The following is a 21991-nucleotide window of genomic DNA, read 5'->3' on the forward strand; positions in this document are numbered from 1 at the left end:
ACGCCCGACGGCCCACCGCCATGATCCCGGGGATCGTGGACGGCGGGCCGCGGGGCTCGGGGGCCTCAGATCATGTAGATGTCGATCACCTGGTGGATGTAGTCGTTCTTGAGCACGACCTTCTTCCTGGTGATCTGGGGCTTGTCGCCGGAGAGGTCGATGTCGACCTCGGTGTAGCCCCAGTAGTACATGTCGTTGTTGTAGCGGAAGTACCCGGTCAGCCAGTTGTACCGGACGTGGACGGTGTCCCCGTCGCGGCCCAGGACCTCGATGTCCGAGAGGTTGTGGCTGTGCCGCGGCTCCGGCAGCGAGGTGGCCGACGAGCGGTCCGTCTTGATGCGGAAGACGCGGTCCTCCAGGCCGCCGCGGTTGGAGTAGTAGATCAGCGAGATCTCGCTCTGCGGATCCGTGGTCAGCTCGTGGTCGTCGTCCCACGCCGGCATCCAGAACTCGGCATCCGGGTGGTAGCACTCGATCCACGCGTCGAAGTCGCGGTCGTCGAGCAGGCGGGCCTCGCGGTGGAGGAACGCTCGGACGGTCTCGAGGACCTGGATGTCCTCCGTGCTCATGAGCTCAGCCATGTGGTGTCTCCTTCGGGTATGGGGATCGGTCTGCGGGCGGGTCGAGCTCAGCGCGAGGCGGCAGCCGCCTCCTGAGCCTCCTCGGCCTGCAGGCCGTTCTCCATGACCTCGTGCCAGTAGCCGTGCTGGATCGGGTACAGGCCCTCGTCCTCGGTCTTCACGCCCGAGGCGATGACCCGGTCCATGCCCAGCGCCCTGGCCTGCTCGTCCGGGCCCTTGATCTCGTGCTCGGCGCCGCGGGTCATGTCGTTCCACTGGGCGTCCTTGGCCCAGTAGGTCTTGTTGCAGGAGCGGAACTCCTCCAGGTCGTCCGGCGTGGCCATGCCCGAGGCGTTGAAGAAGTCCTCGTACTGGCGGATGCGGTTGGCGCGCGACTCCTTGGACTCGCCCACGGGGGCGATGCAGTAGATCGTCACCTCGGTCTTGTCCGCCGACAGCGGGCGGAAGACGCGGATCTGCGACGAGAACTGATCCATCACGTAGACGTTCGGGTAGAGGCACAGGTTGCGCGAGATGTTGACCATGAAGTTGGCCATCTCCTCGCCGTACTTCTCCACGAGCTCCTCGCGGCGGTCCCACAGCGGGCGGTCCTGCGGGTTGCCCCACTCCTGCCACAGCAGCAGGTGGCCGTGCTCGAACGAGTAGAAGCCGCCCTTCTGCTTGCCCCACTTGCCGGCGTCCATGGCCTTGGTGGTGTTGGTGGAGTCGCCCGACGAGCGGCGCGACGTGGTCGCGGCGTAGTTCCAGTGCACGGAGGTGACGTGGTAGCCGTCGGCGCCGTTCTCCGCCTGGACCTTCCAGTTGCCGTCGTAGGTGTAGGTGGAGGCGCCGCGCAGGACCTCGAGGCCGTCCGGGGACTGGTCGACGATCGAGTCGATGACCTTGGTGGCGTCGCCGAGGTGCTCCTCGAGGGGCTTGACGTCCGGGTTCAGCGAGCCGAACAGGAAGCCGCGGTAGGACTCGAAGCGCGCGACCTTCGTGAGGTCGTGCGAGCCCTCCTTGTTGAAGCCCTCCGGGTAGGCGCCGTTGCGGCCGTCCTTGACCTTGAGCAGCTCGCCGCTGTTGCGGAAGGTCCAGCCGTGGAACGGGCAGGTGAACGTGGTCCGGTTGTCCGTCTTCCGGCGGCAGAGCATGGCGCCGCGGTGCGCGCAGGCGTTGATGATGCAGTGCAGCTGCTCGTCCTTGTCGCGGGTGATCACGACGGGGGTGCGGCCGATGTAGGTCGTGTAGTAGTCGCCGACGTTCGGGATCTGCGACTCGTGCGCCAGGTAGATCCAGTTGCCCTCGAAGATGTACTTCATCTCCAGCTCGAAGACCTCTTCGTCGGTGAAGATCTCGCGCTTGGCGCGGATGACGCCGTTCTCGCGGTCGTCGATCACGGCGTTGTCGATGACGTCGTGCAGATGGGTCAGGTTCTCAGTCATGGCTCCTCCTGGAGTGTCGACCGGCCGCGGCGGCGGCTGGGGCCGGGCGGCTGTGCGGCGCCACCGCCCGCGGCGATGTGATCGCGGACATGTGACGTGCGTCCAATGATGCCCCAAGTCTGGGGTTCGGTGATCACCCTCACATCAGGGGAATGCCTAGTGGGGGGCAAGGGGTCGGAATGCTGTCCAGCGAGAAGAGATGCCCTGGCATTCATATTTGTGATGTGAGCAATCCGAAGCCTAGGCTGGGTGTATCGCACATCACAGGTGCGCCCGGATCACCCGCTCCGGACAGCGCCGGCCGCCGGACGGCCGGCGCGCCGCGGCAGGCAGAACTACGTGGAGGTCGACATGACTGAATCCCGCAAGGAGAACGAGGGCACCGCCGTCGAGGCCGGCTCGCTCGCCACCCAGCGCTTCGCCGAGTCCGGCAAGCTCTCGGGTCTGCAGGTCCCCAAGGAGCGCGTCGACGCGATCGCCTCGGACCTGGTCAACGCCCTGAACGAGGTCGCGGTCAAGCACAGCGCGACCTACGAGGAGTACAACGCCTTCAAGGCCTGGCTCATCAAGGTCGGCGCGGACGGCGAGTGGCCGCTGTTCCTCGACGTCTGGCTCGAGCACACCATCGAGGACATCAACTCCCAGGACCGCCCGGGAGTCGTCGGCACCATCGAGGGCCCGTACTACGTCCCGAACGCCCCCCAGATGCAGACCCCTGCCACGCTCGAGATGCGCGAGGACGAGGAGGGCACGCCGCTGGTGTTCCAGGGCGACTTCACGGACACCTCCGGCAGCCCGATCAAGGACGCCACCGTCGAGATGTGGCACGCGGACGCCCTGGGCTTCTACTCGCAGTACGCCCCGGAGCTGCCCAAGTGGCTGTTCCGCGGCACCGTCTCGGCGGACGACAACGGCCACTTCGAGATCCACACCAAGCGCCCCGCGCCGTACCAGATCCCGACCGACGGCGCCTGCGGCCAGCTGATCGCCGCCGCCGGCTGGCACGCCTGGCGCCCGGCCCACATCCACATCAAGGTGCACGCCCCGGGCTTCCAGCTGGTCACCCAGCAGCTCTACTTCCCCGGCGACATCCACAACGAGGACGACATCGCCAGCGCCGTGAAGCCGGAGCTCATGCTCGATCCCAAGCCGGCCGAGAACGGCGACGGAGAGGTCGTGACCTACGACTACGTCCTGGCTCGCGAGGGCGAGACCAAGTGATCTGATCCCCCGCGGGGATCGGTCGTTCCCGCGCCGGCATCGTCGCCGGTCGAGGGGACCGCTGCGGCAGGCCCCCGCCTCCGACCCGTCCGCGGGTCGAGGCGGGGGCCTGTCGGCCGTTCGGAGCGACGGCGCTGGTCAGGCCGGGAGCGGGAGGGGTCGGACGGGGCGGTCCGGATGCCGGGGAGCGCGAGACCGATGATTCTTCGACCTCTTGTCGGGCGGGTGTCCGTCCCCTATATTGGTGATGTCGCGCGTATCGGCCCGAGGACGTCCCCCGAAGTGTCCTCGGATGATTCCCGCGCGCGATGGACGCGTCCCATTCCCCCGATGCGGACGCAGAACGGGCCCTGCTGATCCCCCAAGCGGCAGGGCCCGTTCGCATGCCCGGGCCTCGCTGCGGCAGGGCCCGGGCGGCGACGGGCCCGTCGCCGGTGCCGGGCGCGCTCGGCTCAGCGGCGCTCGCCGCGGATCCAGGACGAGTCGTAGCCGTCGCCCTCCGGCGGCCGCCCGGGCTCGTCGCCGAAGCGGCCGGGGTACTCCTCGTCCCAGTCCACGCGGCGCAGGGGCGCGTCGTCGTCGTCGTCCGGCACGGTCAGCCGGGAGGCCGCGACGAGCCCGAAGGCCAGGCCGGCGAACGTGACCAGGGTCGCGGCGCTCACGAGCCAGACGATGGTCCAGGGCGACCCGGTCTCGGGGGAGGCGGCATCCGTCCAGAAGGCCGCTGCCAGGAAGGCGATCGCCAGGGCGAGCACGAGGCCCGGGAGCAGCCAGAGGGCCCTCCCCGGTCGGTGCTCCCGGCGCGGCAGCCGCAGCACGGCCGGGACGCCCAGGGCCACGGCCAGGAAGCCGGCCGCCCCGAGGATCGCGGGCAGCAGCCCCAGGGCCCCCAGCAGAGCCCGGCCCGAGGCGCCGAAGGCGACCGCGAGCAGGATCCCCAGGCTGATCAGCGCGAAGGAGACGCCGCGCACGGCCCGACGGCGGGCGCGGATCGCCGGCCGGTCACCCGCGGACGGATCGTCCTGCCCGGGGCCGCCCCGCGCCGAGACGTCGCGCGCCGGGGGCGCGGGCGGCTGCTCGTCGCGCATGCGCCCCCACGGCCCGCGCGGGCCCGAAGGGTCGGCGGCGGCCCGCTCGTGCGGGTGATCGTGCGGGTGATCGGTCATGCCTCGTCGCCTCCTGCCGGTGCGCGGATCCGCCGGACCGGGCCGGTCGGCGATGGCCGGTGCCGAGTCCGTGGCTCCTCAGGATACGGCGGCCGGGGAAGGCCGCGCGGGCTCGACGTCCAGGCGGTAGAAGGTCGTCCCGTGCAGGGGCTTCCCCCCGACGCGCTCGAACTGCCGGGAGGAGCCGATGTTCTCGTCGACGATGAAGGTCACGAGCAGCCGTCGGCAGCCCTTGGCCTTGAGCCGGCCCATGATCTCCTGGCTCAGCAGGGAGAGCAGGCCCTTCCCCTCGTGCTCCGCCCGGGTCCCCTGCACGATCAGCAGGGCCTCCCTCCGATACCGGCGACGACGCAGCGCCAGCCCTGCCTGGTCGCGCAGGGCGAGCCGTCCGCGGGCCTCGCGCACGGCGGGGGAGATGTTCGGGATGCAGACGAAGTGCGAGGCGATCTCGCCCGTGTCCCGGGAGCGCAGCAGGCCCACGATGTCGAGGTCCAGCAGCACGGAGAGATCCTGCACCGAGGCGGCGAACTGCTGCTCGTCCATCTCGGTGAAGTAGTGCTGGCGCCCCATCGCCTCGTTCACGGCGGCCGCGAGCCGCGGGAGGGCGTGGGCGACGTCGCGACGGCGCAGCTGCACGAGCTCGACGCCGCGGTCCTCGAACTCGCTGCGCTCCGGTCGCCGGGGCTCGGCGCGGGTCAGGTCCACCGACCAGGTCGAGCCCTCGGACCAGCGCTCGTAGCCCAGCAGCTCGAAGCTCTCCGGCACGCGGCTGGGGTTCCAGGGCTGATCCAGGAACGTGGGCTCGGAGAAGCCGCTGGTGATCACGCCGCAGCGCTCCTGCGCATCCAGCGCGCAGGGGCCGAGCAGCTGCCGCTTGCCGAGGGAGCGGGCGCGCTCGACGGCCCACAGGGTCAGCGCCTCGAGGCAGGCGAGGTCCGCGAACTCGGTCGCGCCGAAGAAGAGGGTGGGCGTCCCGAGCCGGTGCTCGAGGGCGTCGTGGGTGTGGACCGTGGAGCGGCCCCGGGCGGCGCCCTCCTCGTCGCGGATCAGGACCAGGTCGATCCGCCCGGGATGGCTCACGGTGCCGTCGAACCAGCCGCGGATCGTCCCCTCCATGATCGGCATGTGCAGATGGGCCGGGTGCAGCTCCCAGGGCAGGGCGATGAACTCCCGCAGCTGGGACTCCGTGCGCACGATCTCCACGCGAAGCCTCTGGGTCACTGGCGGCACTTCCTCTCGCCCGCACGCGGCGGGGCCGGAATCGGCGGATGGTCGCAGCGCCCTGCCGGAGCCCCGGGTGCGGGCTCCGGCGCCCGCGGGCTGCCGGAGCATGCCGGGCGGGCATCGGCCCAGGCCGGGCGCAGCGGGGCCTGCGCCGCTCAGCCTACGTGCGGGCGGGGCCGCAGGCCGAGGCGTGAGAGGGACGCCACGGCCGGGGGGCTGGTCAGCCGGGTGTGCGTGACGTATCATCTAAACCGGGACAGGAGCCCGGGCCGCCGCGCGGCGCGCTCGGGACGGACCGCAGAGGCATTCGGAGGCAGCGATGAGCGACCTGAGCACCGCCGGGACCGAGCACAGCACCAAGGGCGCCTACGTGCACCAGGGTGCGGAGTTCGACCGCGACACCAACTACATCGAGGACCGCATCGTCGCCGATCCCGCAGCGGCGCAGCTGTCCGAGGGGGCGCAGGCCTGGCCGGTCGAGGCCGGGCGCTACCGGCTCGTCGCCGCTCGGGCCTGCCCGTGGGCCAACCGCACGCTGATCGTGCGCCGCCTGCTGGGTCTCGAGGATGCGATCTCGATCGGGCTGCCCGGACCGACCCACGACGTGCGCTCGTGGCGCTTCGACCTCGATCCCGACGGGCGGGATCCGGTGCTGGGGATCGAGCGCCTGCAGGAGGCCTACTTCGCGCGCTTCCCCGACTACCCCCGCGGCATCACCGTCCCGGCGATCGTGGACATCGAGTCCGGGGCCGTCGTGACGAACGACTTCCCCCGGATCACCGAGGACTTCGCCAAGCAGTGGACCGCCCACCACCGCCCGGGCGCCCCCGACCTGTGGCCGGCCGAGCTCGAGGACGAGATGGCCGCCGTGATGAAGCGCATCTACACCGAGGTCAACAACGGCGTGTACCGGGCGGGATTCGCGGGCTCCCAGGAGGCCTACGAGAAGGCCTACGATCGGCTGTGGACCGCGATGGACTGGCTCGAGCAGCGCCTGGCCGACCGCCGGTTCCTCATGGGGGACCGGATCACCGAGGCCGACGTCCGCCTGTTCACCACGCTGGTGCGCTTCGACCCCGTCTACCACGGCCACTTCAAGGCGTCGCGGAACAAGCTCAGCGAGATGCCGAACCTGTGGGCCTACGCCCGAGATCTGTTCACGACCCCCGGATTCGGCGACACCGTCGACTTCCAGCAGATCAAGGAGCACTACTACATCGTCCACGAGGACCTGAACCCCACGCAGATCGTGCCCGTGGGCCCGTCGCTGGAGAACTGGCTCGAGCCGCACGGCCGCGAGGCCCTCGGCGGCAGCCCGTTCGGCGACGGCACCGCCCCCGGGCCGGTCCGCCCGGAGGAGCGCGTGGACCCCGCGCACACTCCGCTGGGGGCGTGATCCCGGGCACCGGGCCCGCCGGCGCCGAGGCGGCGCCCGGTACGCTGATCCGTCGAATCCCCGCCGCGGCAGCGCGCCGCCGCCGCGGCCTCAGCTGCGCTTCCGAAGGACGATGCCCGTGACCCCGTACCGCAATCAGCGAGCCGCGGCCCTGCCGGCCCGGCTCTCCCGCTCCGTCCTCCTGGTGGGCGCCGCCGATCCCTCGGCCTTCGCGCCGGCTCTGGCCTCCGAGGCCGATTCCGTGATCTTCGACATCGAGGACGGCCTCCCGGAGGACCGGAAGGCGGAGGGCCGCGCCGCGGTGGTCGAGGCCCTGGACCAGGGGGCCGGGGCCTGGGTGCGCATCAACGACATCCACTCCGAGCACTGGCAGGCCGATCTGGACGCCCTCTCCGGGGCGAAGAACCTGCGCGGGCTCATGCTGGCCAAGACCGAGTCGGCCGATCACATCACGCGCACGGCCATGATGATGCCGGCGGGCACCCCCGTCATCGCGCTCGTCGAGTCGGCGCTCGGGATCGTGAACGCCACGGACATCGCCCGGGCCCCCGGGGTCTTCCGGCTGGCCTTCGGCGTGGGGGACTTCCGCCGGGACACCGGCGCCTCCGCCGAGCCCATGGCCCTGGCGCACGCCCGCTCGAGCCTCGTCGTCGCCTCGCGGGTCGGTCGGCTTCCGGGCCCGATCGACGGGCCCACGCCCGGAGCCTCCGGCGAGGCGCTGGCCGAGGCCTGCCGGGTGACCCAGTCGATGGGCATGACCGGCAAGCTGACTCTGGACCCGGGGCAGACCGAGGCGATCAACACCGGCCTGGCCCCCTCCGAGCAGGAGATCGCCTGGGCGCGCGAGCTGCTCGACGAGCACGAGTCCGGCATGGGCTCGGCCATGGACGGCAGCTATCTGCCGCGGCTGTCGCGCGCGCGCAAGGTCTCCGAGCTGGCCGCGACGTACGGCCTCTGGAACCGCTGAGCCGCCCCGCCCGCGCGGGCTCGGTGTGAGAAGGGCCTCGCCGGGTCCGGGAGGCCGGCGGATACGATGGCCGCATGGATCATCGTCATGACGGCTCGCCCCTGCCCAGCTCCGCGACGGGGTCCCCGGGGGAGGGGGCGACGGGCGCGACGCTGCGGCGGCTGGCCGAGCAGCTCGGGGTCAGCACCCGCTACGAGGGCTTCGACGGGCAGGAGGCCGAGGTCCCCGAGGCCACGCTGAGCTCGGTGCTCTCCGCGCTGGACATGGACGTCTCGAGCGAGGACGCCGCGCAGCGCTCGCTCCGGTCGCACCTCGATGCGCCGTGGGGCCGGATGCTTCCGCCCGTGGTGATCGCCGTCGAGGGCCGCGGGGACGCCTTCCGCGTCCACGTGCCCTCGGGCGCCTCGCCCGTGGTGGAGGTCGTCGTCGACGGCGAGCCGCGGACCCTCGAGCCCGAGGCCGGCGGGGCCGAGACCCGGGAGATCGACGGGCGGCGGATCGATCGCCTGTCCTACCGCGTGCCCGCCGACCTCGCCCCGGAGTGGTACGAGCTGCGGGCCAGCGCGCCCGAGGTCGACCACGGCGTCCCCACGGAGATCGAGCTCGCCGTGACCCCGGAGCGGCTGTCCACCACGGACCGCCTGCTCGACAAGCGCCGCTGGGGCTGGGCCGTCCAGCTCTACTCCGTGGCCTCGGACCGGACCTGGGGCGTGGGGGACGTCAACGACCTCGGCGGGCTGGCCGCGATCGGCGGCGAGCAGGGGGCCGACTACGTGCTGGTCAACCCGCTGCACGCCTCGGAGCCCGTCCCGCCGATCGAGCCCTCGCCCTACCTGCCCGTGACCCGCAGGTTCTTCAACCCGCTGTACCTGCGCATCGCCGACATCCCCGAGATGGTCTACCTGCGCCCCGGCGACGCCGAGATCGTCTCGACCCTGGACGTGATCCAGCGCCGCCGGATCCTGGACGTGGACGACGTCGAGCGCGACGAGGTCCACTCCGCCAAGCTCAAGGCCCTCGAGCTGCTCTACACGGTCCGCCGCTCGGCCCAGCGGCAGCAGCAGCTGCGCCGGTTCGTGGCGGAGAGCGGGCAGCAGCTGCAGGACTTCGCCCTGTGGTGCGCGATCCGCGAGGAGATCGGCCCCGACTCCCCGCTGTGGGAGGACGAGGCCGCCGGCCCGGAGGCGCCCTACGCCGTCGAGGCCAGGACCCGGCTGGAGGGCCGGATCCACTTCCACATCTGGCTCCAGTGGCTGCTCGACGAGCAGCTGGCCGGGGCCCAGCACGCGGCGAAGGCCGCGGGGATGTCGATCGGCGTGATGCACGACCTCGCCGTGGGGGTCTCCAAGGACGGCGCCGACGCCTGGTCCCTGAACCGGTCGCTGGCCCGGGGGGTCTCGGTGGGCGCGCCGGCCGACATGTACAACCAGCAGGGCCAGGACTGGAGCCAGCCGCCGTGGCACCCGTTCCGGCTGGCCGAGTCCGGCTACCGGCCGTGGCGCGAGATGCTGCGCAGCATCTTCCGCCACGCCGGGGGCATCCGGGTGGATCACATCATGGGCCTGTTCCGGCTGTGGTGGATCCCCGAGGGCAATGCGGCCTCCGACGGCGCGTACGTCTCCTACGACCACGAGGCCATGCTCGGCATCCTGGCCCTCGAGGCGCAGCGGGCCGACGTCGTGGTGGTCGGCGAGGACCTGGGCACGGTCGAGCCCTGGGTGCGCGACGAGCTCTCGGCCCGCGGCGTGCTGGGCACCTCCGTGCTGTGGTTCGAGACCGAGGGCGAGGGCCCCAAGGACCCCCGCGACTACCGGGTCGAGACCATGGCCTCCGTGGGCACGCACGACTTCCCCCCGACGGCGGGCTACCTCCAGGGCGTGCAGGTGGATCTGCGCGACGAGCTCGACCTGCTCGAGCGGCCCGTCGAGCAGGAGCGCGCCGAGGCGCAGGCCTCTGTGCGGCGGTGGCTCGATGCGGTGGCCGAGGAGGGCCTGCTGCCCGAGGACGCCGACGAGCAGCACACCGTCGAGGCGCTGCACGCCTACCTCGGGCTGGCCCCGTCGCTGCTGCACTGCGTCCAGCTCGTGGACGCGGTGGGGGAGCGCAGGGTGCAGAACCAGCCGGGCACCTCCGGGGAGCAGCACCCCAACTGGCGGATCCCGCTCGCCGACGGCGACGGGCGGCGCGTGCTGCTCGAGGATCTCCAGTCCTCCGAGCGGGCGCGCTCGCTGTCCCAGGTGATGAACAGGGCGCTCGGGCGGGCCATGCGCCGGACCGAGCGCGACGGGGCGCCGTCGCAGCCGCGCCGGGCTGATCCGGAGGCCCCGACGGCCGCCGGCGACGCCGATGCGGGCCCCGCGGACGCGGGCTGAGCCGGTCCGGGCGGGTGTGAGCCACGCCACCCGCACCCGCTTGGTCATCGGCGGCGCGTCGACTAGACTCGATCCTCGTTCCATCCCTGTCCTGGGCTCCGCCGCGCGTCCGGGACTCCCGGGGCGGGAGCGGCATCCGCCCTGGAGGGGAGGATGTGAAAAGTTGCGGGCAACCCGGCGCCAGCCTACGATGTGAGGCTGTCGTGTGGTGGAGTCCACCTTCCGGCACCACGATCTTCGCCGTCGTCATGGCGGACCCCTGACGGTTCCCCACCGTGCCGGGCCTGTGAGAGGGCCCTGGGTTCATGAACGGTGGCTGTACTCAGGTGACGGGACGCCCTGGCCGCTGCCGCAGCTGCATCCGTGCATCAGCGCGCACCACAGCGTGCCGTCATTCGTCGACATTTGGAGGAGAGCACAATGGCAGCGTATTGCCAGGTGACCGGGGCTCAGCCGGGCTTCGGACACACCATCTCGCACTCGCACCGCCGCACCAAGCGCCGGTTCGACCCGAACATCCAGAAGAAGCGCTACTGGGTTCCGTCCCTGCGCCGCAACATCACGCTGAACCTCAGCGCCAAGGGCATCAAGGTCATCGACGCCCGGGGCATCGACGCTGTCGTCGCTGAGATGCAGGCACGAGGGGAGAAGTTCTGACATGGCCAAGGATAAGGACGTCCGTCCCATCATCAAGATGAAGTCCACCGCCGGAACCGGGTACACCTACGTGACCCGCAAGAACCGTCGGAACAACCCGGATCGCATCGTGCTCAAGAAGTACGACCCGGTCGCCCGCAAGCACGTCGATTTCCGCGAGGAGCGCTGAGATGGCCAAGAAGTCCAAGATCGCCAGGAACGAGCAGCGCAAGCTCGTCGTGGCCCGCTACGCCGACAAGCGCGCGGAGCTGAAGAAGACCCTGGTCGACGAGAACGCCTCCGACGAGGCCCGCGAGGCCGCTCGCCTGGGCCTGCAGAAGCTCCCCCGGGACGCCTCCCCGGTCCGCGTCCGCAACCGCGACCAGATCGACGGCCGCCCGCGCGGCACCTTCCAGAAGTTCGGGATCTCCCGCGTCCGGTTCCGGAACATGGCTCACAAGGGCGAATTGCCGGGCATCACCAAGTCGAGCTGGTAACTTCCAGACCGACGGGCACCTCTGCTGAGGTGCCGGCGAGTAGACCCCAAACCCCAGGAGGACTGCAGTATGGCTAAGAACCGCAGCGAGATCGTCGCCGAGATCGCCGAGAAGGCGGACACCACCCAGGCTCAGGTGAACGGCGTCCTCGACGCCCTGTTCGAGGTCCTCGAGACCTCCGTCGCCCAGGACGAGAAGGTCACCATCCCCGGCTGGTTCTCCGTCGAGCGCACCGTCCGCAAGGCGCGCACCGGACGCAACCCGCAGACGGGCGAGTCCATCGAGATCCCCGAGGGCCATTCGGTGAAGCTCTCCGCCGGCTCCAAGCTGAAGGCTGCCGCCTCCAAGTGATGTCTCCGGGCTGAGCCGGTCTGCGCTCAGTCCGTCCGCCGCAGGGCGGCTCCCCCATCGGGAGCCGCCCTGCGGCGTTCTGCACGGTCCTCCGCCGCCGCAGGGCCCGACGCGGTTGCCACGGCGGATTCGCGGCCCCGCGCCGCGCGGCGGCATAATGACGGGACCCGGCAGCGGCCGCCCCAGTGCGGCCGCCCGCCCCGCCCCGCGCCCCGCAGCCGTCGAAGGAGGGCCCCGTGATCACCGCGCGCACCCTGCGCTTCGTGCGGGGCTGGACCGCCTCGACGGTCGCCACGGGCGCGGCGGTGCTGGCCCACACGGTGGCCGGCGGGCCGTGGCCGCCCGCGCTGCTCGTCGTGCTGTGCATGGCGCTGTGCGCACCGGTGTGCATGCTGCTGGCCGGGCTGCGCCTGCCTCGGGTGGGGCTGGTCCTGTCGGTCGCGGTCTCGCAGCTGGTGTTCCACGGGCTGTTCTCGATGTCCGGGGGCATGACCGCGGCGGTCGATCGCACCGGTCATGCCGGGCATGCGGGCCACGCCGTCGACGCCCAGGGCCCCGCCCTGGTGCTGCAGCCGGAGGCCGCCGCGGGACATCATCACGGCGGCCTCGAGGCCATCGGCACGGGGGCCGCCGCCGGGTCGTTGCTCATGCCGGTCCTGCACGTGGCCGCCGGCATCCTGACCGTCCTGGTCCTGCGCCACGGCGAGAGCCTCGTCCTGCGGCTGCTGGCCACCCTCCTGATCCGCGCCCGCGTGCTCATCGCCCGCGCGCAGCGCGCCGCGATCGCGCCCCGGCCCCGGTGGCGCTGCGCTCTCCCGATGGCCCCCGACGCCCCGCGGCAGGCGCAGGCGGTCCTCTCGTCGCTGCGGTACCGCGGGCCGCCCGCTGCCGGTCTCCTCGCCTGACCCGCGCCCTGTGCCGGACCGCGCGCCTGTCGCGGCGCAGCCGGTCCGCACCGAGGCGGTCTCGAGCCGCCGCGCGACGGCCGGGTCCGACGACGTCCGCCGCGCCCGTGCCCTTTCTCGGGAGCACCGCGCGGCCGACCGCGAGCCGAGCAGACCCTCGCCGCGGCGGCGCCCCGATCGGGTGCCGTGCGGCGCCACCGCAGCAGCAGCGCCGTGCCCGTCGCCCCTCGAGGCGGCGGGTCGGCGGCGCAGGAGGAATCACCATGTCGAACAGCAGGAACCACAGCACCGACGCCCGACCCGTCATCACGCGGCGGGGCACCGCCCGCGCGGGTCTCCCGACCGCCGGTCGAGCACGCCGCCGGGCAGGACGCGCGGCCGCGGGGCTGGCGGCGGCCGCGATCATCGCCGCCCCGGCGCCCGCCCTGGCCCACGACACGATGACCGGGTCGGTCCCGGAGGACGGGGCCTCGGAGGCGCAGGCCCCGCAGGAGATCGAGCTGAGCTTCACGGCCCAGCCCCAGGACGTCGGCGCGCAGATCCAGGTGACCGGACCGGACGGGGCCGACGTCACGGCGGACGAGCCGCAGATCGAGGGCACGTCCGTGATCCAGGAGCTCTCCGACGACGCGGATGCTCCCGGTGAGTACTCGGTCGCATGGCGCGTCGTCTCCTCGGACGGGCATCCCATCGAGGGCGCCTTCGACTACACGGTCGACGGCGAGGCGGGCGCCTCGGAGCAGCCCTCGGACGGGGCCTCGGCTGCGGAGCCCGGGGCGGGGGAGTCCGCTTCCGAGGGCTCCTCGCAGGAGGCATCCGAGGCGCAGGGCTCCCAGCAGGCCCCGGCCGAGGCGGGCGAGTCCGACACCGTCGAGGACCAGGGCTCCGGCACGGCCCTGTGGCTGATGATCGGCGGCGGCATCGTCGTGCTCGGAGCGGTCGCTGCGGCGATCGTGATGATGCGCAGGATGAGCCGATGAGCCCCCGGGGATCCGTCGACGCGCGCGGCGCCGGGTCGCTGCCGCTCCGGGGCACCGCGGTCGCGGCAGGCGCGGCCCTGTCCGCGCTGCTGCTCGCCTCGTGCTCCGGCGGCGCGGGGGGCGACGCCTCCGCTGCGGGCTCAGCGACCGGGGACCGGGCCGCGGCCGCCGACTCGGTGACCGTGGAGCAGCCGTGGCTCAAGGCCGCCGACTCCGGCATGACCTCCGCCTTCGGCGAGCTGCGCAACGACGGCGACACCGCCGTCACGCTCACGGGCGCCTCCGCGGACGGCATCGCGGGCGAGGTCGAGCTGCACGAGACCGCGGCCGATCCGCAGACGGGCGCCTCGAGCATGCAGGCCCGCGAGGAGCCGCTCCTGATCGGGCCGGGGGAGACCGCCGCGCTCGAGCCCGGCGGGGATCACCTCATGCTCATGGACCTGCAGTGCGCGCCCATGGCCGGGACGGAGCTGAGCCTCGAGCTGCAGTTCGACGACGGCTCGGCGACGACCGTCGAGCTGCCGGTGCGCGACTACGCCGGGGCCCAGGAGGAGTACGCCCCGGGCGAGCAGCCGAGCGGGGCCGAGTCCTCGGAGGCCGCGATGAGCGGCATGGAGGGCATGGCGCACGGCGGTGCGCACGACTCCGGCGGGCAGGACGCGCTGCCCATGTGCGAGGCCGAGCAGTGACCGGCCGCCCCGGGCCCGCCGGCTCGGGCCCGCAGGCCGATGGGGCTCGGGCTGTCGGCGGCCTGTCGCGGCGCGGGCTCTTCGCGGCAGGCGGCGGGGTCGGGGCGGCAGCCGCCGCGGGGCTCGGGGCCATGGGCCTCGGCGCCTCGCGGCTGCGCTCGGGGGGTCGGACGTCGTCGGCGCCCGGCCCCGGAGGCGCGGCCCCCGCGGAGCCGGCGTTCATCGGAGACGCGGCCGAGGACTTCCACGGCGCGCGGCAGGCGGGCATCGACACCCCGGTCCAGGGGTTCGCGGCATTCCTGGGGATCGACCTGGCGGAGGGCACCTCGAAGGACGACCTGCGGCGGATGCTCGTGGTGCTGAGCCAGGATGCCGCGGAGCTGACCGCCGGGAGCGCTCCCCTCGGCGACCAGGAGCCGGAGATGGCGCAGAACCCGTCGCGCCTCACGGCGACCTTCGGCTTCGGCCCGGGCCTGCTGCGGATCGCGGCCCCCGAGGCAGCCCCCGGGTGGCTCGCACCCCTGCCCGAGTTCTCGATCGACCGCCTGGAGCCGCACTGGAGCGACGGCGATCTGCTGCTGCAGCTGTGCTGCGAGGACCCGCTGAGCCTGGCCCACGCCCAGCGCGTGCTGCTCAAGGACGTCCGCGGCTTCGGGACGCTGCGCTGGGTGCAGAACGGCTTCCGCACCGCCCCCGGCGCCGAGCCCGCGGGCACGACGCCGCGCAACCTGTTCGGGCAGGTGGACGGGACCGTCGACACCGCCGCCGGCACCCCCGAGCACGAGCGGATCGTGTGGGGACAGGGGCCGGACGCGTTCGATCCCTGGATCCGCGACGGCACCTCCCTGGTGCTGCGCCGGATCCGCATGAACCTGGACACGTGGGACGAGGTGGACCGCGCGGGCCGCGAGGACGCCGTGGGCCGCACCCTGGACACCGGCGCTCCGCTCACCGGCCAGGAGGAGCACGACGAGCCGGACTTCGAGGCGAGGACCCCGGTGGGCTTCCCCGTGATCGCGGACTACGCCCACATGCGCCGCGCCCGCCATCCCGACGAGCGCGTGCGCATCCACCGCCGGGTCTTCAACTACGACCTGCCCGTGAACGGTGGGGCCGGCTCCTCCGCCCACGGCGAGATCGCGGGAGGGCTCAGCGACTCGGGCCTGCTGTTCGCGTCGTACCAGGCGGATCCGCACGAGCAGTTCGTGCCGATCCAGCGCCGGCTCGACGAGCTCGACATGCTGAACACCTGGACCGCTCCCATCGGCTCGGCGGTCTTCGCGATCCCCCCGGGCTGCCCGCCCGGCGGATTCGTGGGGGAGCAGCTGTGGTGAGACCCTCGGACAGGTCCGGCAGCGGGGAGCCCGCAGCCGGGGCCTGCCGTCGGGCCGGCGCCCGCGCGGGGAGCAGGCCGACGGCGGAGCAGGACGAGCGGCACGGACGACGACGGGGCGGGGCGGGAGCGCCGCCCGCCGGGAGGACAGCATGAGCAGCACCGCGGACACGACCGCCGCCGCGAGCGGCGAGACGGGATCTCGCACGTCCCCGGGCGGGGACCGGGCCCGCCCCTCGCCGAGCGGGGGCGCCGACGCCCGCCACGGGCTCTCGCCGTGGTGGCCGGCGGCCGCGCTGCTGGCGCTGCTCGCGGGCCTGATCGGCGCGCTCGCGTTCTCGGGGGCCGCCGCCCCGCAGGAGGTCGCCGATCCCGGCGCCCTCGTCCGCTGGGGCCTGCCGATCGCCGAGGCCGTGCGCGACGTCGGCCTGGTCGTGGCCCTGGGCTCGATCCTCGTGGCGATCTCCGTGGTCCCGCATCGGCTGGACGGGGGGCGCCGCGCCGGACCCCGCTCGGCGCGGCAGCGCGAGCAGGCTCCGCAGGATGCGGAGCACCCGCTGTTCGCCCGCACCGTCGGGCTCGCGGGCGCGGCCTCGGTCGTGTGGACGGTGGCCTCGGTCGTCGTCCTGATCCTCACCTACGCCGATGTCTCCGGGGTCCCGGTCTCGGCGAGCTCGGACTACACGCGCCAGCTCGTGAGCTTCGCGACCGAGATCCCCACCGGCCAGGCGCTCGCCGTCGGCGCGATCGTCGCCGCGGTGACCACGACGATGCTCTTCGGCCTGCGCTCGCGGCTGGGCCTGGCCGCGGCGCTGGCCATCGGCTGCATCGGGATCGTGACCATGGCGCTGAACGGGCACTCCGCCGGCGGCGACGACCACATGGGCGCGGTGAACTCGCTGGGCCTGCATCTGCTCGGCGTGTGCCTGTGGGCCGGCGGCCTGGCCGCCCTGGCCTGGATCTCCCGGCCGCTGGCCGCGGACACCACGACGACGCCCCTGCCGATCGGCTCCCGCCTGCGCCGCGGCGCGGATGCCCAGCACGCCGCGAAGGGCCGGCGCGTCCCCACGATCGCCGTGGTCCTGCGCCGCTTCTCCGCGGTGGCCCTGTGGTGCTACGTGCTGGTCCTGGCCTCGGGGATCATCAACGCGGGCGTGCGCATCGGGTCCTGGACCCAGCTCACGAGCGACTACGGGATCCTGGTGCTGGTCAAGGTCATCCTGACGCTGCTCGTGGGAGTGGCGGGCCTGATGCACCGCCGAGCAGTGATCCCGGCGCTGGACGAGGGCCGGATCTCCGGACGACGGGCGGTGTGGCAGGTCGTCCTGGGCGAGCTCGTGCTCATGGGCGCCCTGATCGGGGTGGCCGTCGCGCTCGGCAACTCCGCGCCGCCGGTGCCGGAGGAGCTGGCCGACGACGCGTCGCCCGCCCGCGTGCTCACGTTCTACGAGCTGCCGCCGGAGCCCACGGCCGCCGGACTGCTCACCATGTGGCGCTTCGACTGGCTGTGGGTCGCGATCATCGCGACCCTGGGCCTGTCCTACGGGTGGGCCCTGTGGAAGGTCTCGCGCGTCGGCGGCCGGTGGTCGCCGCTGCGGGCCGTGTCCTGGTACGTGGGCCTGGCACTGCTGATGTACGCGACCTCGGGCGGGCTGGCGATCTACGCCCGGGTGCTGTTCTCGGCGCACATGGTCGAGCACATGTCCCTGACCATGATCATCCCGGTCTTCCTGGTCCTGGGCTCCCCGGTCACCCTGCTGCTGCGGGCGCTCGAGCCCCGGCAGGACGGCACCCGCGGCCCCCGCGAGTGGATCCTGCGCCTGGTGCACTCCACCTGGGGCAGGGTCGTGACCCACCCGATCTTCGCCGGGGTGAACTTCGCGGCCTCGATCGTGATCTTCTACTTCACCCCGCTGCTGGGGATCACGCTGCGCACCCACGTGGGCCACGAGTTCATGATGGCCCACTTCCTGTTCACCGGGTACATGTTCGCCCTGGTGCTCGTGGGGCAGGACCCGATCCCGTACCGCCCGGCGCACTTCATGCGCCTGGTCCTGCTGATCGCCACGATGGTCTACCACGCGTTCGTCGGCGTCACGATCATGGGCATGGACACCCTGCTCGAGGCCTCGTGGTTCGGGAACATGGGCCGGGACTGGGGCCCGAGCGCGATCGAGGACCAGCAGATCGGCGGCGCGCTGATGTGGGGCATCGGCGAGCTGCCCACCGCCCTGCTGGCCGTCGTCGTGGCGATCCAGTGGGCGCTGCACGGCCGCAGGGAGAACCGCCGGGTGGATCGCGAGGCCGAGCGCACCGACGACGCCGAGCTCGAGGCGTACAACGCGATGATGCAGGACCTGGCCGAGCGCGATCGGCGCTGAGGGCCTCCCGCGGCCGTCGGGCGCGCGGCGGCCGCGGCGGAATACCCTGATGCGGCCCGGGGGTTGTGCCGAGCAGGGCCGCCCGGGCGGCTCGGCACCGGGCCGTCGTCGACGACGTGCCGAGCAGCCCCGCGGCACGAGCACCCCGCACCACGAGAGGACCTCCGCATGAGCGCGATCTCCCGCGTCCGAGCATCCACCCTGACCGGCCGCTCCTGGCTGAACACCGGCGGAGAGGAGCTGGACTGGCAGAAGCTGCGCGGCAAGATCGTCATCCTGGACTTCTGGTCCTTCTGCTGCATCAACTGCCTGCACGTGCTCGACGAGCTGCGCCCGCTCGAGGAGCGCTTCTCGGACGTGCTCGTCACGGTCGGCGTCCACTCCCCGAAGTTCGAGCACGAGGCCGACCCGGAGGCCCTTGCGGCGGCGGTGGACCGCTACGAGATCCACCACCCGGTGCTCGACGACCCCGAGCTCGTCACGTGGGACGCCTACACGGCCCGCGCCTGGCCCACCCTGGTGGTCGTGGACCCGGAGGGCTACATCGTGGCCCACCTCTCCGGGGAGGGCCACGTGCAGGGCCTGGTCCCGCTGGTCGAGGAGCTCGTGGGCAAGCACGAGGCCGCCGGCACCCTGCACCGCGGCGACGGGCCCTACGTCCCGCCCGAGACCGCGGACGAGGACCTGCGCTTCCCGGAGAAGGCCGTGCTGCTCGAGGACGGCACCGCGCTGGTGGCCGACACCGGCCATCACCGCCTCGTGCGCCTGGACGCGGACCTGCGCACCGTCCTGTCCACGATCGGCGACGGCACCCGGGGCCACGCCGACGGCGGCCCCCAGGAGGCGCGGTTCAACGAGCCCCGCGGCCTGGCGCTGCTGCCCGCAGCGGTCCGCGATGCCGTCGGCGCGGATCTGATCGTGGCCGACACCGTGAACCACCGCCTGCGCGGCGTGCGGCTGTCCGACGGGACGGTCACGACGCTGGCCGGCAGCGGCGTGCAGCGCCTCCTGGACTCCGAGCGCGCCCGGGGCGTGCATGCCGACTTCATCGCGGAGGGCGCCGATCCGCTCGACGTCGCGCTGTCCTCGCCGTGGGACGTCGTGTGGTCCGAGGCCGCCGACACCCTGGTGGTCGCGATGTCCGGCACGCACCAGATCTTCACCTTCGACCCGCGCACCGGGGCGCTCGCGGTCGCTGCGGGCACCGGCGACGAGGGCCTGGTCGACGGCCCGGCCGCGCAGTCCTGGTTCGCCCAGACCTCCGGGCTCGTCGAGGCCCCCGACGGCACGATCTGGGCCGCGGACTCGGAGTCCTCCGCGCTGCGCGCCATCGCGGTCGCCGACGGCGCCCCGGCGGAGGTGTCCACCGCCGCGGGCCTGGGCCTCTACGACTTCGGCTTCCGCGACGGCGACTCCGCCGGGGCCCGCCTGCAGCACCCCCTCGGGGTGGCCGTGCTGCCCGACGGGTCGATCGCCGTGGCCGACACGTACAACGGCGCCATCCGCCGCTGGGACCCCGTGCAGGGCGCGCTCTCGACGCTCGAGCGGGACTTCGACGAGCCCTCCGACGTGCTCGTGGACGCCTCGGGGGAGACCCCGATGCTGATCGTGGTCGAGACCAACCGCCACCGCCTGGTCCGCCTCCCGATCCCGGAGCGGATGCGCAGCGTCGACGAGGGTGCCTCCGTCTCGCAGCGCACGCGCACCCCGATCGCACCGGGCACCCTCACGGTCGACGTCCGCTTCGCAGCGCCCGCGGGGCAGAAGCTCGACGACCGCTGGGGCGATCCCACGCAGCTGAAGCTGTCGACCTCGCCGGCCGATGCCCTGGCCGACGGCGCGGGCACCGCACAGGGGCTCACGCGGGAGATCACGCTGGCCGAGGGCGTGACCGAGGGCGTCCTGCACATCACCGCGCGCGCCGCGGCTTGCGACGGGGAGCCCGGCGGGGAGATCCCCGACCATGCCGCCTGCCACCTGTACCAGCAGGACTGGGGCATCCCGTTCACGGTCGCCGACGGCGCCGAGGACGCCCTGGTGCTGGACCTGCGGGGGCTCAGCGGCTGACGGTCACCGTGTCGCCCGAGACGTCGAGGCTGCCGTCGTAGGTGAACGGGACCGACTCGGTGACCTTCTCGGTCGAGCCGTCGAAGAGGTCCACCGACGTGAAGGAGACCTCGGCGGTGCCGGGGGCGGCGGCCATGGCCCAGTCCCGGCCGCCGTCGGCGCCGATCGTGATGGCCGGGTCCGGCTGCTGCGTGATGCGCCACGTGACATCGCCCTGCACGCGGCCGTCGAAGTCGTGGGAGAACGGGCAGTCCGCCGGGTACAGGCTGCTCTGCTCGGTGCATTCCGCGAGGTCGGCGGCGATCTGCCGCGAGACCTCGGTCTCCAGGGCGGCGGACGGGGTGGCTTCGAGCTCGATGCTCTCGTGCTGGGCCTCGTCGGTCAGCACGACCGAGGCGGGTTCCGTGTCGATCCACCGGGAGGCGTAGGACGCCGAGTAGACGCCCGGGGGGAACGCCGCGAAGTCCTGCTGCGAGTCGGGCAGCGCGGCGGAGGTGCCGTTGAGGTCGGCGCTGCTCGCACCCGGCATGGACACCGAGACCGTGGGCAGGACCGACTCCTCGAAGCCCCACACCGTGAAGAACCCCCACTGGGTGTCCACCGGCACGAGGCGGTACTCGGAGGAGTGCGGCTGCCCGTCGAGGGTGAAGTCGGCGCGCACCACGGCCTCCTCGGAGCTCTGCGAGACGGTCGTGACCTCGAGGTCCTCGAGGCTCTCGGTGGCCCGGGCCAGGGGATCGCCGTCCAGCAGCACGGCGTCGTCGTCGATGTGGGCCTCGGCATTGAGCAGGCCCAGAGCGCGGCCGCCGTCGCCCTCCTGGAGGTTCTCGAAGTACGCCCGGACATCCGTCTCGGGGCCGTACATGTACTTGTTCACGAGCGAGATCGTGATCCAGGCGGCGATCATCGCGAGCACGAGCAGGACCAGCCACAGGCCGATGGCCCGGCGCACCGCGGTGTTCTGATCCATCCGGCTCACGGTAGTCGATGCCGTCGCCTCCGGGCGGGCGACGGGCGGATCCGCCCCGCAGATGGCGCAGGGCGGCATCCGGCCCGTTGCTAGTGTCGACGTGCGCCGGGCCGCCGCCCGCCCCGGCGACCGACCGCCCAGCAGGAGCCGCCATGGCCGAGTCCATCCGACAGATCCCCGCCCGGTACGGCACTCCGGAGAAGGTGCTGCACCCGCGCATCGGCTCGATGGGCCGGCGGCTGCTGGCCTGCCTGCCCGCGCTGCTGCTGGGGCTGCTGTGCCTGGCGGCGCTCGCGGTGCGCCGTCCGGCGCCGATCGCGGGCATCGTGCTCGCCGCGGCGGGCGCGGGCTGCGCGATCGCCGTGTGGCGCCGGCTGCGCCCCGTGACCGTGGCGATCACCCCGACCCACGTCCTCGGCTCGCGCACCATCGGCTTCCACACGATGGAGCGGGCGAGGATCGAGCGCCTCGTCGTCGTGGAGTCCCTGCGCCGCCCGGCAGCCGAGGGGGCCGACGGCCGCGCGAAGCGCGCGGGAGCCGCCCGGCCCTACCTGTGGGCGGCCGACGACTCCGGGCGCCGTCTGTTCCGCATGGACGGGACCATCTGGGACCGGCGGTCCATCGAGCAGCTCGTCGAGCACCTGGGCGTGCGGACCGAGCGCTTCGAGCGCGCCAGCCCCGCCCACATGGCGAAGGCCTGGCCGCGGCTCGTGGGCCCGTTCATGCGCTTCCCGTGGCTGCGGCCGCTGCTGTCGGGGCTGGCCGTGATCGGCTGCGTGCTGCTGCTGTTCTGGCTGGGCTGGAGCCAGAGCTGAGCCCGCGCCCCCGGCA

Annotated in this window: 20 protein-coding genes; 15 read left to right on the forward strand and 5 right to left on the reverse strand. The window is 72.9% G+C overall.

Annotated features, from left to right (window positions below; all coding sequences use genetic code 11):
• Nucleotides 1-65 precede the first annotated feature (65 nt).
• Nucleotides 66-581, reverse strand: coding sequence for a benzoate 1,2-dioxygenase small subunit (gene benB / locus FSY66_RS02675; RefSeq protein ID WP_222115501.1), 516 nt, complete (start codon nucleotides 579-581; stop codon nucleotides 66-68).
• 47 nt (nucleotides 582-628) lie between these two features.
• The gene (gene benA / locus FSY66_RS02680) at nucleotides 629-2005 is read right to left on the reverse strand and encodes a benzoate 1,2-dioxygenase large subunit (protein ID WP_144791042.1); all 1377 of its coding nucleotides are present in this window, start codon (nucleotides 2003-2005) and stop codon (nucleotides 629-631) included.
• Between the two features lie 351 nt (nucleotides 2006-2356).
• On the opposite strand from benA, the gene catA reads away from it, so the two are divergent.
• Nucleotides 2357-3226: a catechol 1,2-dioxygenase gene (gene catA / locus FSY66_RS02685; protein ID WP_144791044.1), complete on the forward strand. Its 870-nt coding sequence runs from the start codon at nucleotides 2357-2359 to the stop codon at nucleotides 3224-3226.
• A gap of 452 nt (nucleotides 3227-3678) precedes the next feature.
• Here the strand turns inward: catA and FSY66_RS02690 are convergent, their stop codons facing one another.
• A complete protein-coding gene (locus FSY66_RS02690; protein ID WP_144791046.1) occupies nucleotides 3679-4392 on the reverse strand; it encodes a hypothetical protein in 714 nt (237 codons plus the stop codon).
• Nucleotides 4393-4470: 78 nt separating this feature from the next.
• A complete protein-coding gene (locus FSY66_RS02695; RefSeq protein ID WP_144791048.1) occupies nucleotides 4471-5613 on the reverse strand; it encodes a hypothetical protein in 1143 nt (380 codons plus the stop codon).
• 322 nt (nucleotides 5614-5935) lie between these two features.
• Between FSY66_RS02695 and FSY66_RS02700 the strand changes: the two genes are divergently transcribed.
• The 13 genes from FSY66_RS02700 (at nucleotide 5936) to FSY66_RS02755 (ending at nucleotide 20190) form a co-directional block, all read left to right on the forward strand.
• Nucleotides 5936-7012 (forward strand): glutathione S-transferase family protein, encoded by a 1077-nt coding sequence (locus tag FSY66_RS02700; protein WP_144791050.1) that lies wholly within the window; start codon nucleotides 5936-5938, stop codon nucleotides 7010-7012.
• A 118-nt stretch (nucleotides 7013-7130) separates the two neighbouring features.
• Nucleotides 7131-7979 carry an HpcH/HpaI aldolase/citrate lyase family protein gene (locus tag FSY66_RS02705; RefSeq protein ID WP_144791052.1) on the forward strand — a complete coding sequence of 283 codons (849 nt, stop codon included), beginning with the start codon at nucleotides 7131-7133 and terminating at the stop codon, nucleotides 7977-7979.
• Between the two features lie 74 nt (nucleotides 7980-8053).
• On the forward strand, nucleotides 8054-10351 hold the full coding sequence (gene malQ / locus FSY66_RS02710) for a 4-alpha-glucanotransferase (protein WP_144791054.1): 2298 nt from the start codon (nucleotides 8054-8056) through the stop codon (nucleotides 10349-10351).
• 420 nt (nucleotides 10352-10771) lie between these two features.
• Complete coding sequence (rpmB, locus tag FSY66_RS02715) at nucleotides 10772-11008, forward strand: 50S ribosomal protein L28 (protein ID WP_144791056.1); 237 nt, start codon at nucleotides 10772-10774, stop codon at nucleotides 11006-11008.
• Nucleotide 11009: 1 nt separating this feature from the next.
• The gene (rpmG, locus tag FSY66_RS02720) at nucleotides 11010-11177 is read left to right on the forward strand and encodes a 50S ribosomal protein L33 (RefSeq protein WP_006213876.1); all 168 of its coding nucleotides are present in this window, start codon (nucleotides 11010-11012) and stop codon (nucleotides 11175-11177) included.
• A gap of 1 nt (nucleotide 11178) precedes the next feature.
• Nucleotides 11179-11484 carry a 30S ribosomal protein S14 gene (rpsN, locus tag FSY66_RS02725; RefSeq protein ID WP_144791058.1) on the forward strand — a complete coding sequence of 102 codons (306 nt, stop codon included), beginning with the start codon at nucleotides 11179-11181 and terminating at the stop codon, nucleotides 11482-11484.
• A 69-nt stretch (nucleotides 11485-11553) separates the two neighbouring features.
• Nucleotides 11554-11835: an HU family DNA-binding protein gene (locus FSY66_RS02730; protein WP_144791060.1), complete on the forward strand. Its 282-nt coding sequence runs from the start codon at nucleotides 11554-11556 to the stop codon at nucleotides 11833-11835.
• A gap of 236 nt (nucleotides 11836-12071) precedes the next feature.
• Nucleotides 12072-12740, forward strand: a complete 669-nt coding sequence (locus FSY66_RS12505; protein ID WP_186304372.1) for a hypothetical protein — start codon at nucleotides 12072-12074, stop codon at nucleotides 12738-12740.
• 263 nt (nucleotides 12741-13003) lie between these two features.
• Complete coding sequence (locus FSY66_RS12510) at nucleotides 13004-13720, forward strand: copper resistance CopC family protein (protein WP_186304373.1); 717 nt, start codon at nucleotides 13004-13006, stop codon at nucleotides 13718-13720.
• Nucleotides 13717-14409, forward strand: coding sequence for a copper chaperone PCu(A)C (locus FSY66_RS02740; protein ID WP_186304374.1), 693 nt, complete (start codon nucleotides 13717-13719; stop codon nucleotides 14407-14409). Before FSY66_RS12510 ends, FSY66_RS02740 begins: the two co-directional genes overlap by 4 nt.
• Complete coding sequence (locus FSY66_RS02745; RefSeq protein ID WP_260853403.1) at nucleotides 14406-15743, forward strand: Dyp-type peroxidase; 1338 nt, start codon at nucleotides 14406-14408, stop codon at nucleotides 15741-15743. The genes FSY66_RS02740 and FSY66_RS02745 overlap by 4 nt, the downstream gene beginning before the upstream one ends.
• A gap of 151 nt (nucleotides 15744-15894) precedes the next feature.
• The gene (locus FSY66_RS02750) at nucleotides 15895-18123 is read left to right on the forward strand and encodes a bifunctional copper resistance protein CopD/cytochrome c oxidase assembly protein (protein WP_144791064.1); all 2229 of its coding nucleotides are present in this window, start codon (nucleotides 15895-15897) and stop codon (nucleotides 18121-18123) included.
• A 168-nt stretch (nucleotides 18124-18291) separates the two neighbouring features.
• Nucleotides 18292-20190, forward strand: a complete 1899-nt coding sequence (locus FSY66_RS02755) for an NHL domain-containing thioredoxin family protein (protein ID WP_144791066.1) — start codon at nucleotides 18292-18294, stop codon at nucleotides 20188-20190.
• On the opposite strand, the gene FSY66_RS02760 is transcribed toward FSY66_RS02755, so the two are convergent.
• The gene (locus tag FSY66_RS02760; protein ID WP_144791068.1) at nucleotides 20180-21160 is read right to left on the reverse strand and encodes a hypothetical protein; all 981 of its coding nucleotides are present in this window, start codon (nucleotides 21158-21160) and stop codon (nucleotides 20180-20182) included. The genes FSY66_RS02755 and FSY66_RS02760 overlap by 11 nt on opposite strands.
• 152 nt (nucleotides 21161-21312) lie before the next feature.
• Here FSY66_RS02760 and FSY66_RS02765 point away from each other — a divergent pair, with 152 nt between their 5' ends.
• Complete coding sequence (locus tag FSY66_RS02765; protein ID WP_144791070.1) at nucleotides 21313-21975, forward strand: hypothetical protein; 663 nt, start codon at nucleotides 21313-21315, stop codon at nucleotides 21973-21975.
• The last annotated feature ends 16 nt before the right edge of the window (nucleotides 21976-21991 follow it).

The sequence above is a fragment of the Kocuria palustris genome (genome assembly GCF_007666205.1).
In the GTDB taxonomy this organism is placed as follows: Bacteria; Actinomycetota; Actinomycetes; order Actinomycetales; family Micrococcaceae; genus Kocuria; species Kocuria palustris_A.

Excerpts from the sequence above, each read along its gene's own strand:
- benB (WP_222115501.1), bottom strand. The coding sequence starts at position 581 with ATGGCTGAGCTCATGAGCACGGAGGACATCCAGGTCCTCGAGACCGTC.
- benA (WP_144791042.1), bottom strand. The coding sequence starts at position 2,005 with ATGACTGAGAACCTGACCCATCTGCACGACGTCATCGACAACGCCGTG.
- catA (WP_144791044.1), top strand. The coding sequence starts at position 2,357 with ATGACTGAATCCCGCAAGGAGAACGAGGGCACCGCCGTCGAGGCCGGC.
- FSY66_RS02690 (WP_144791046.1), bottom strand. The coding sequence starts at position 4,392 with ATGACCGATCACCCGCACGATCACCCGCACGAGCGGGCCGCCGCCGAC.
- FSY66_RS02700 (WP_144791050.1), top strand. The coding sequence starts at position 5,936 with ATGAGCGACCTGAGCACCGCCGGGACCGAGCACAGCACCAAGGGCGCC.
- malQ (WP_144791054.1), top strand. The coding sequence starts at position 8,054 with ATGGATCATCGTCATGACGGCTCGCCCCTGCCCAGCTCCGCGACGGGG.
- rpmB (WP_144791056.1), top strand. The coding sequence starts at position 10,772 with ATGGCAGCGTATTGCCAGGTGACCGGGGCTCAGCCGGGCTTCGGACAC.
- rpmG (WP_006213876.1), top strand. The coding sequence starts at position 11,010 with ATGGCCAAGGATAAGGACGTCCGTCCCATCATCAAGATGAAGTCCACC.
- rpsN (WP_144791058.1), top strand. The coding sequence starts at position 11,179 with ATGGCCAAGAAGTCCAAGATCGCCAGGAACGAGCAGCGCAAGCTCGTC.
- FSY66_RS02730 (WP_144791060.1), top strand. The coding sequence starts at position 11,554 with ATGGCTAAGAACCGCAGCGAGATCGTCGCCGAGATCGCCGAGAAGGCG.
- FSY66_RS12510 (WP_186304373.1), top strand. The coding sequence starts at position 13,004 with ATGTCGAACAGCAGGAACCACAGCACCGACGCCCGACCCGTCATCACG.
- FSY66_RS02740 (WP_186304374.1), top strand. The coding sequence starts at position 13,717 with ATGAGCCCCCGGGGATCCGTCGACGCGCGCGGCGCCGGGTCGCTGCCG.
- FSY66_RS02750 (WP_144791064.1), top strand. The coding sequence starts at position 15,895 with ATGAGCAGCACCGCGGACACGACCGCCGCCGCGAGCGGCGAGACGGGA.
- FSY66_RS02755 (WP_144791066.1), top strand. The coding sequence starts at position 18,292 with ATGAGCGCGATCTCCCGCGTCCGAGCATCCACCCTGACCGGCCGCTCC.
- FSY66_RS02760 (WP_144791068.1), bottom strand. The coding sequence starts at position 21,160 with ATGGATCAGAACACCGCGGTGCGCCGGGCCATCGGCCTGTGGCTGGTC.
- FSY66_RS02765 (WP_144791070.1), top strand. The coding sequence starts at position 21,313 with ATGGCCGAGTCCATCCGACAGATCCCCGCCCGGTACGGCACTCCGGAG.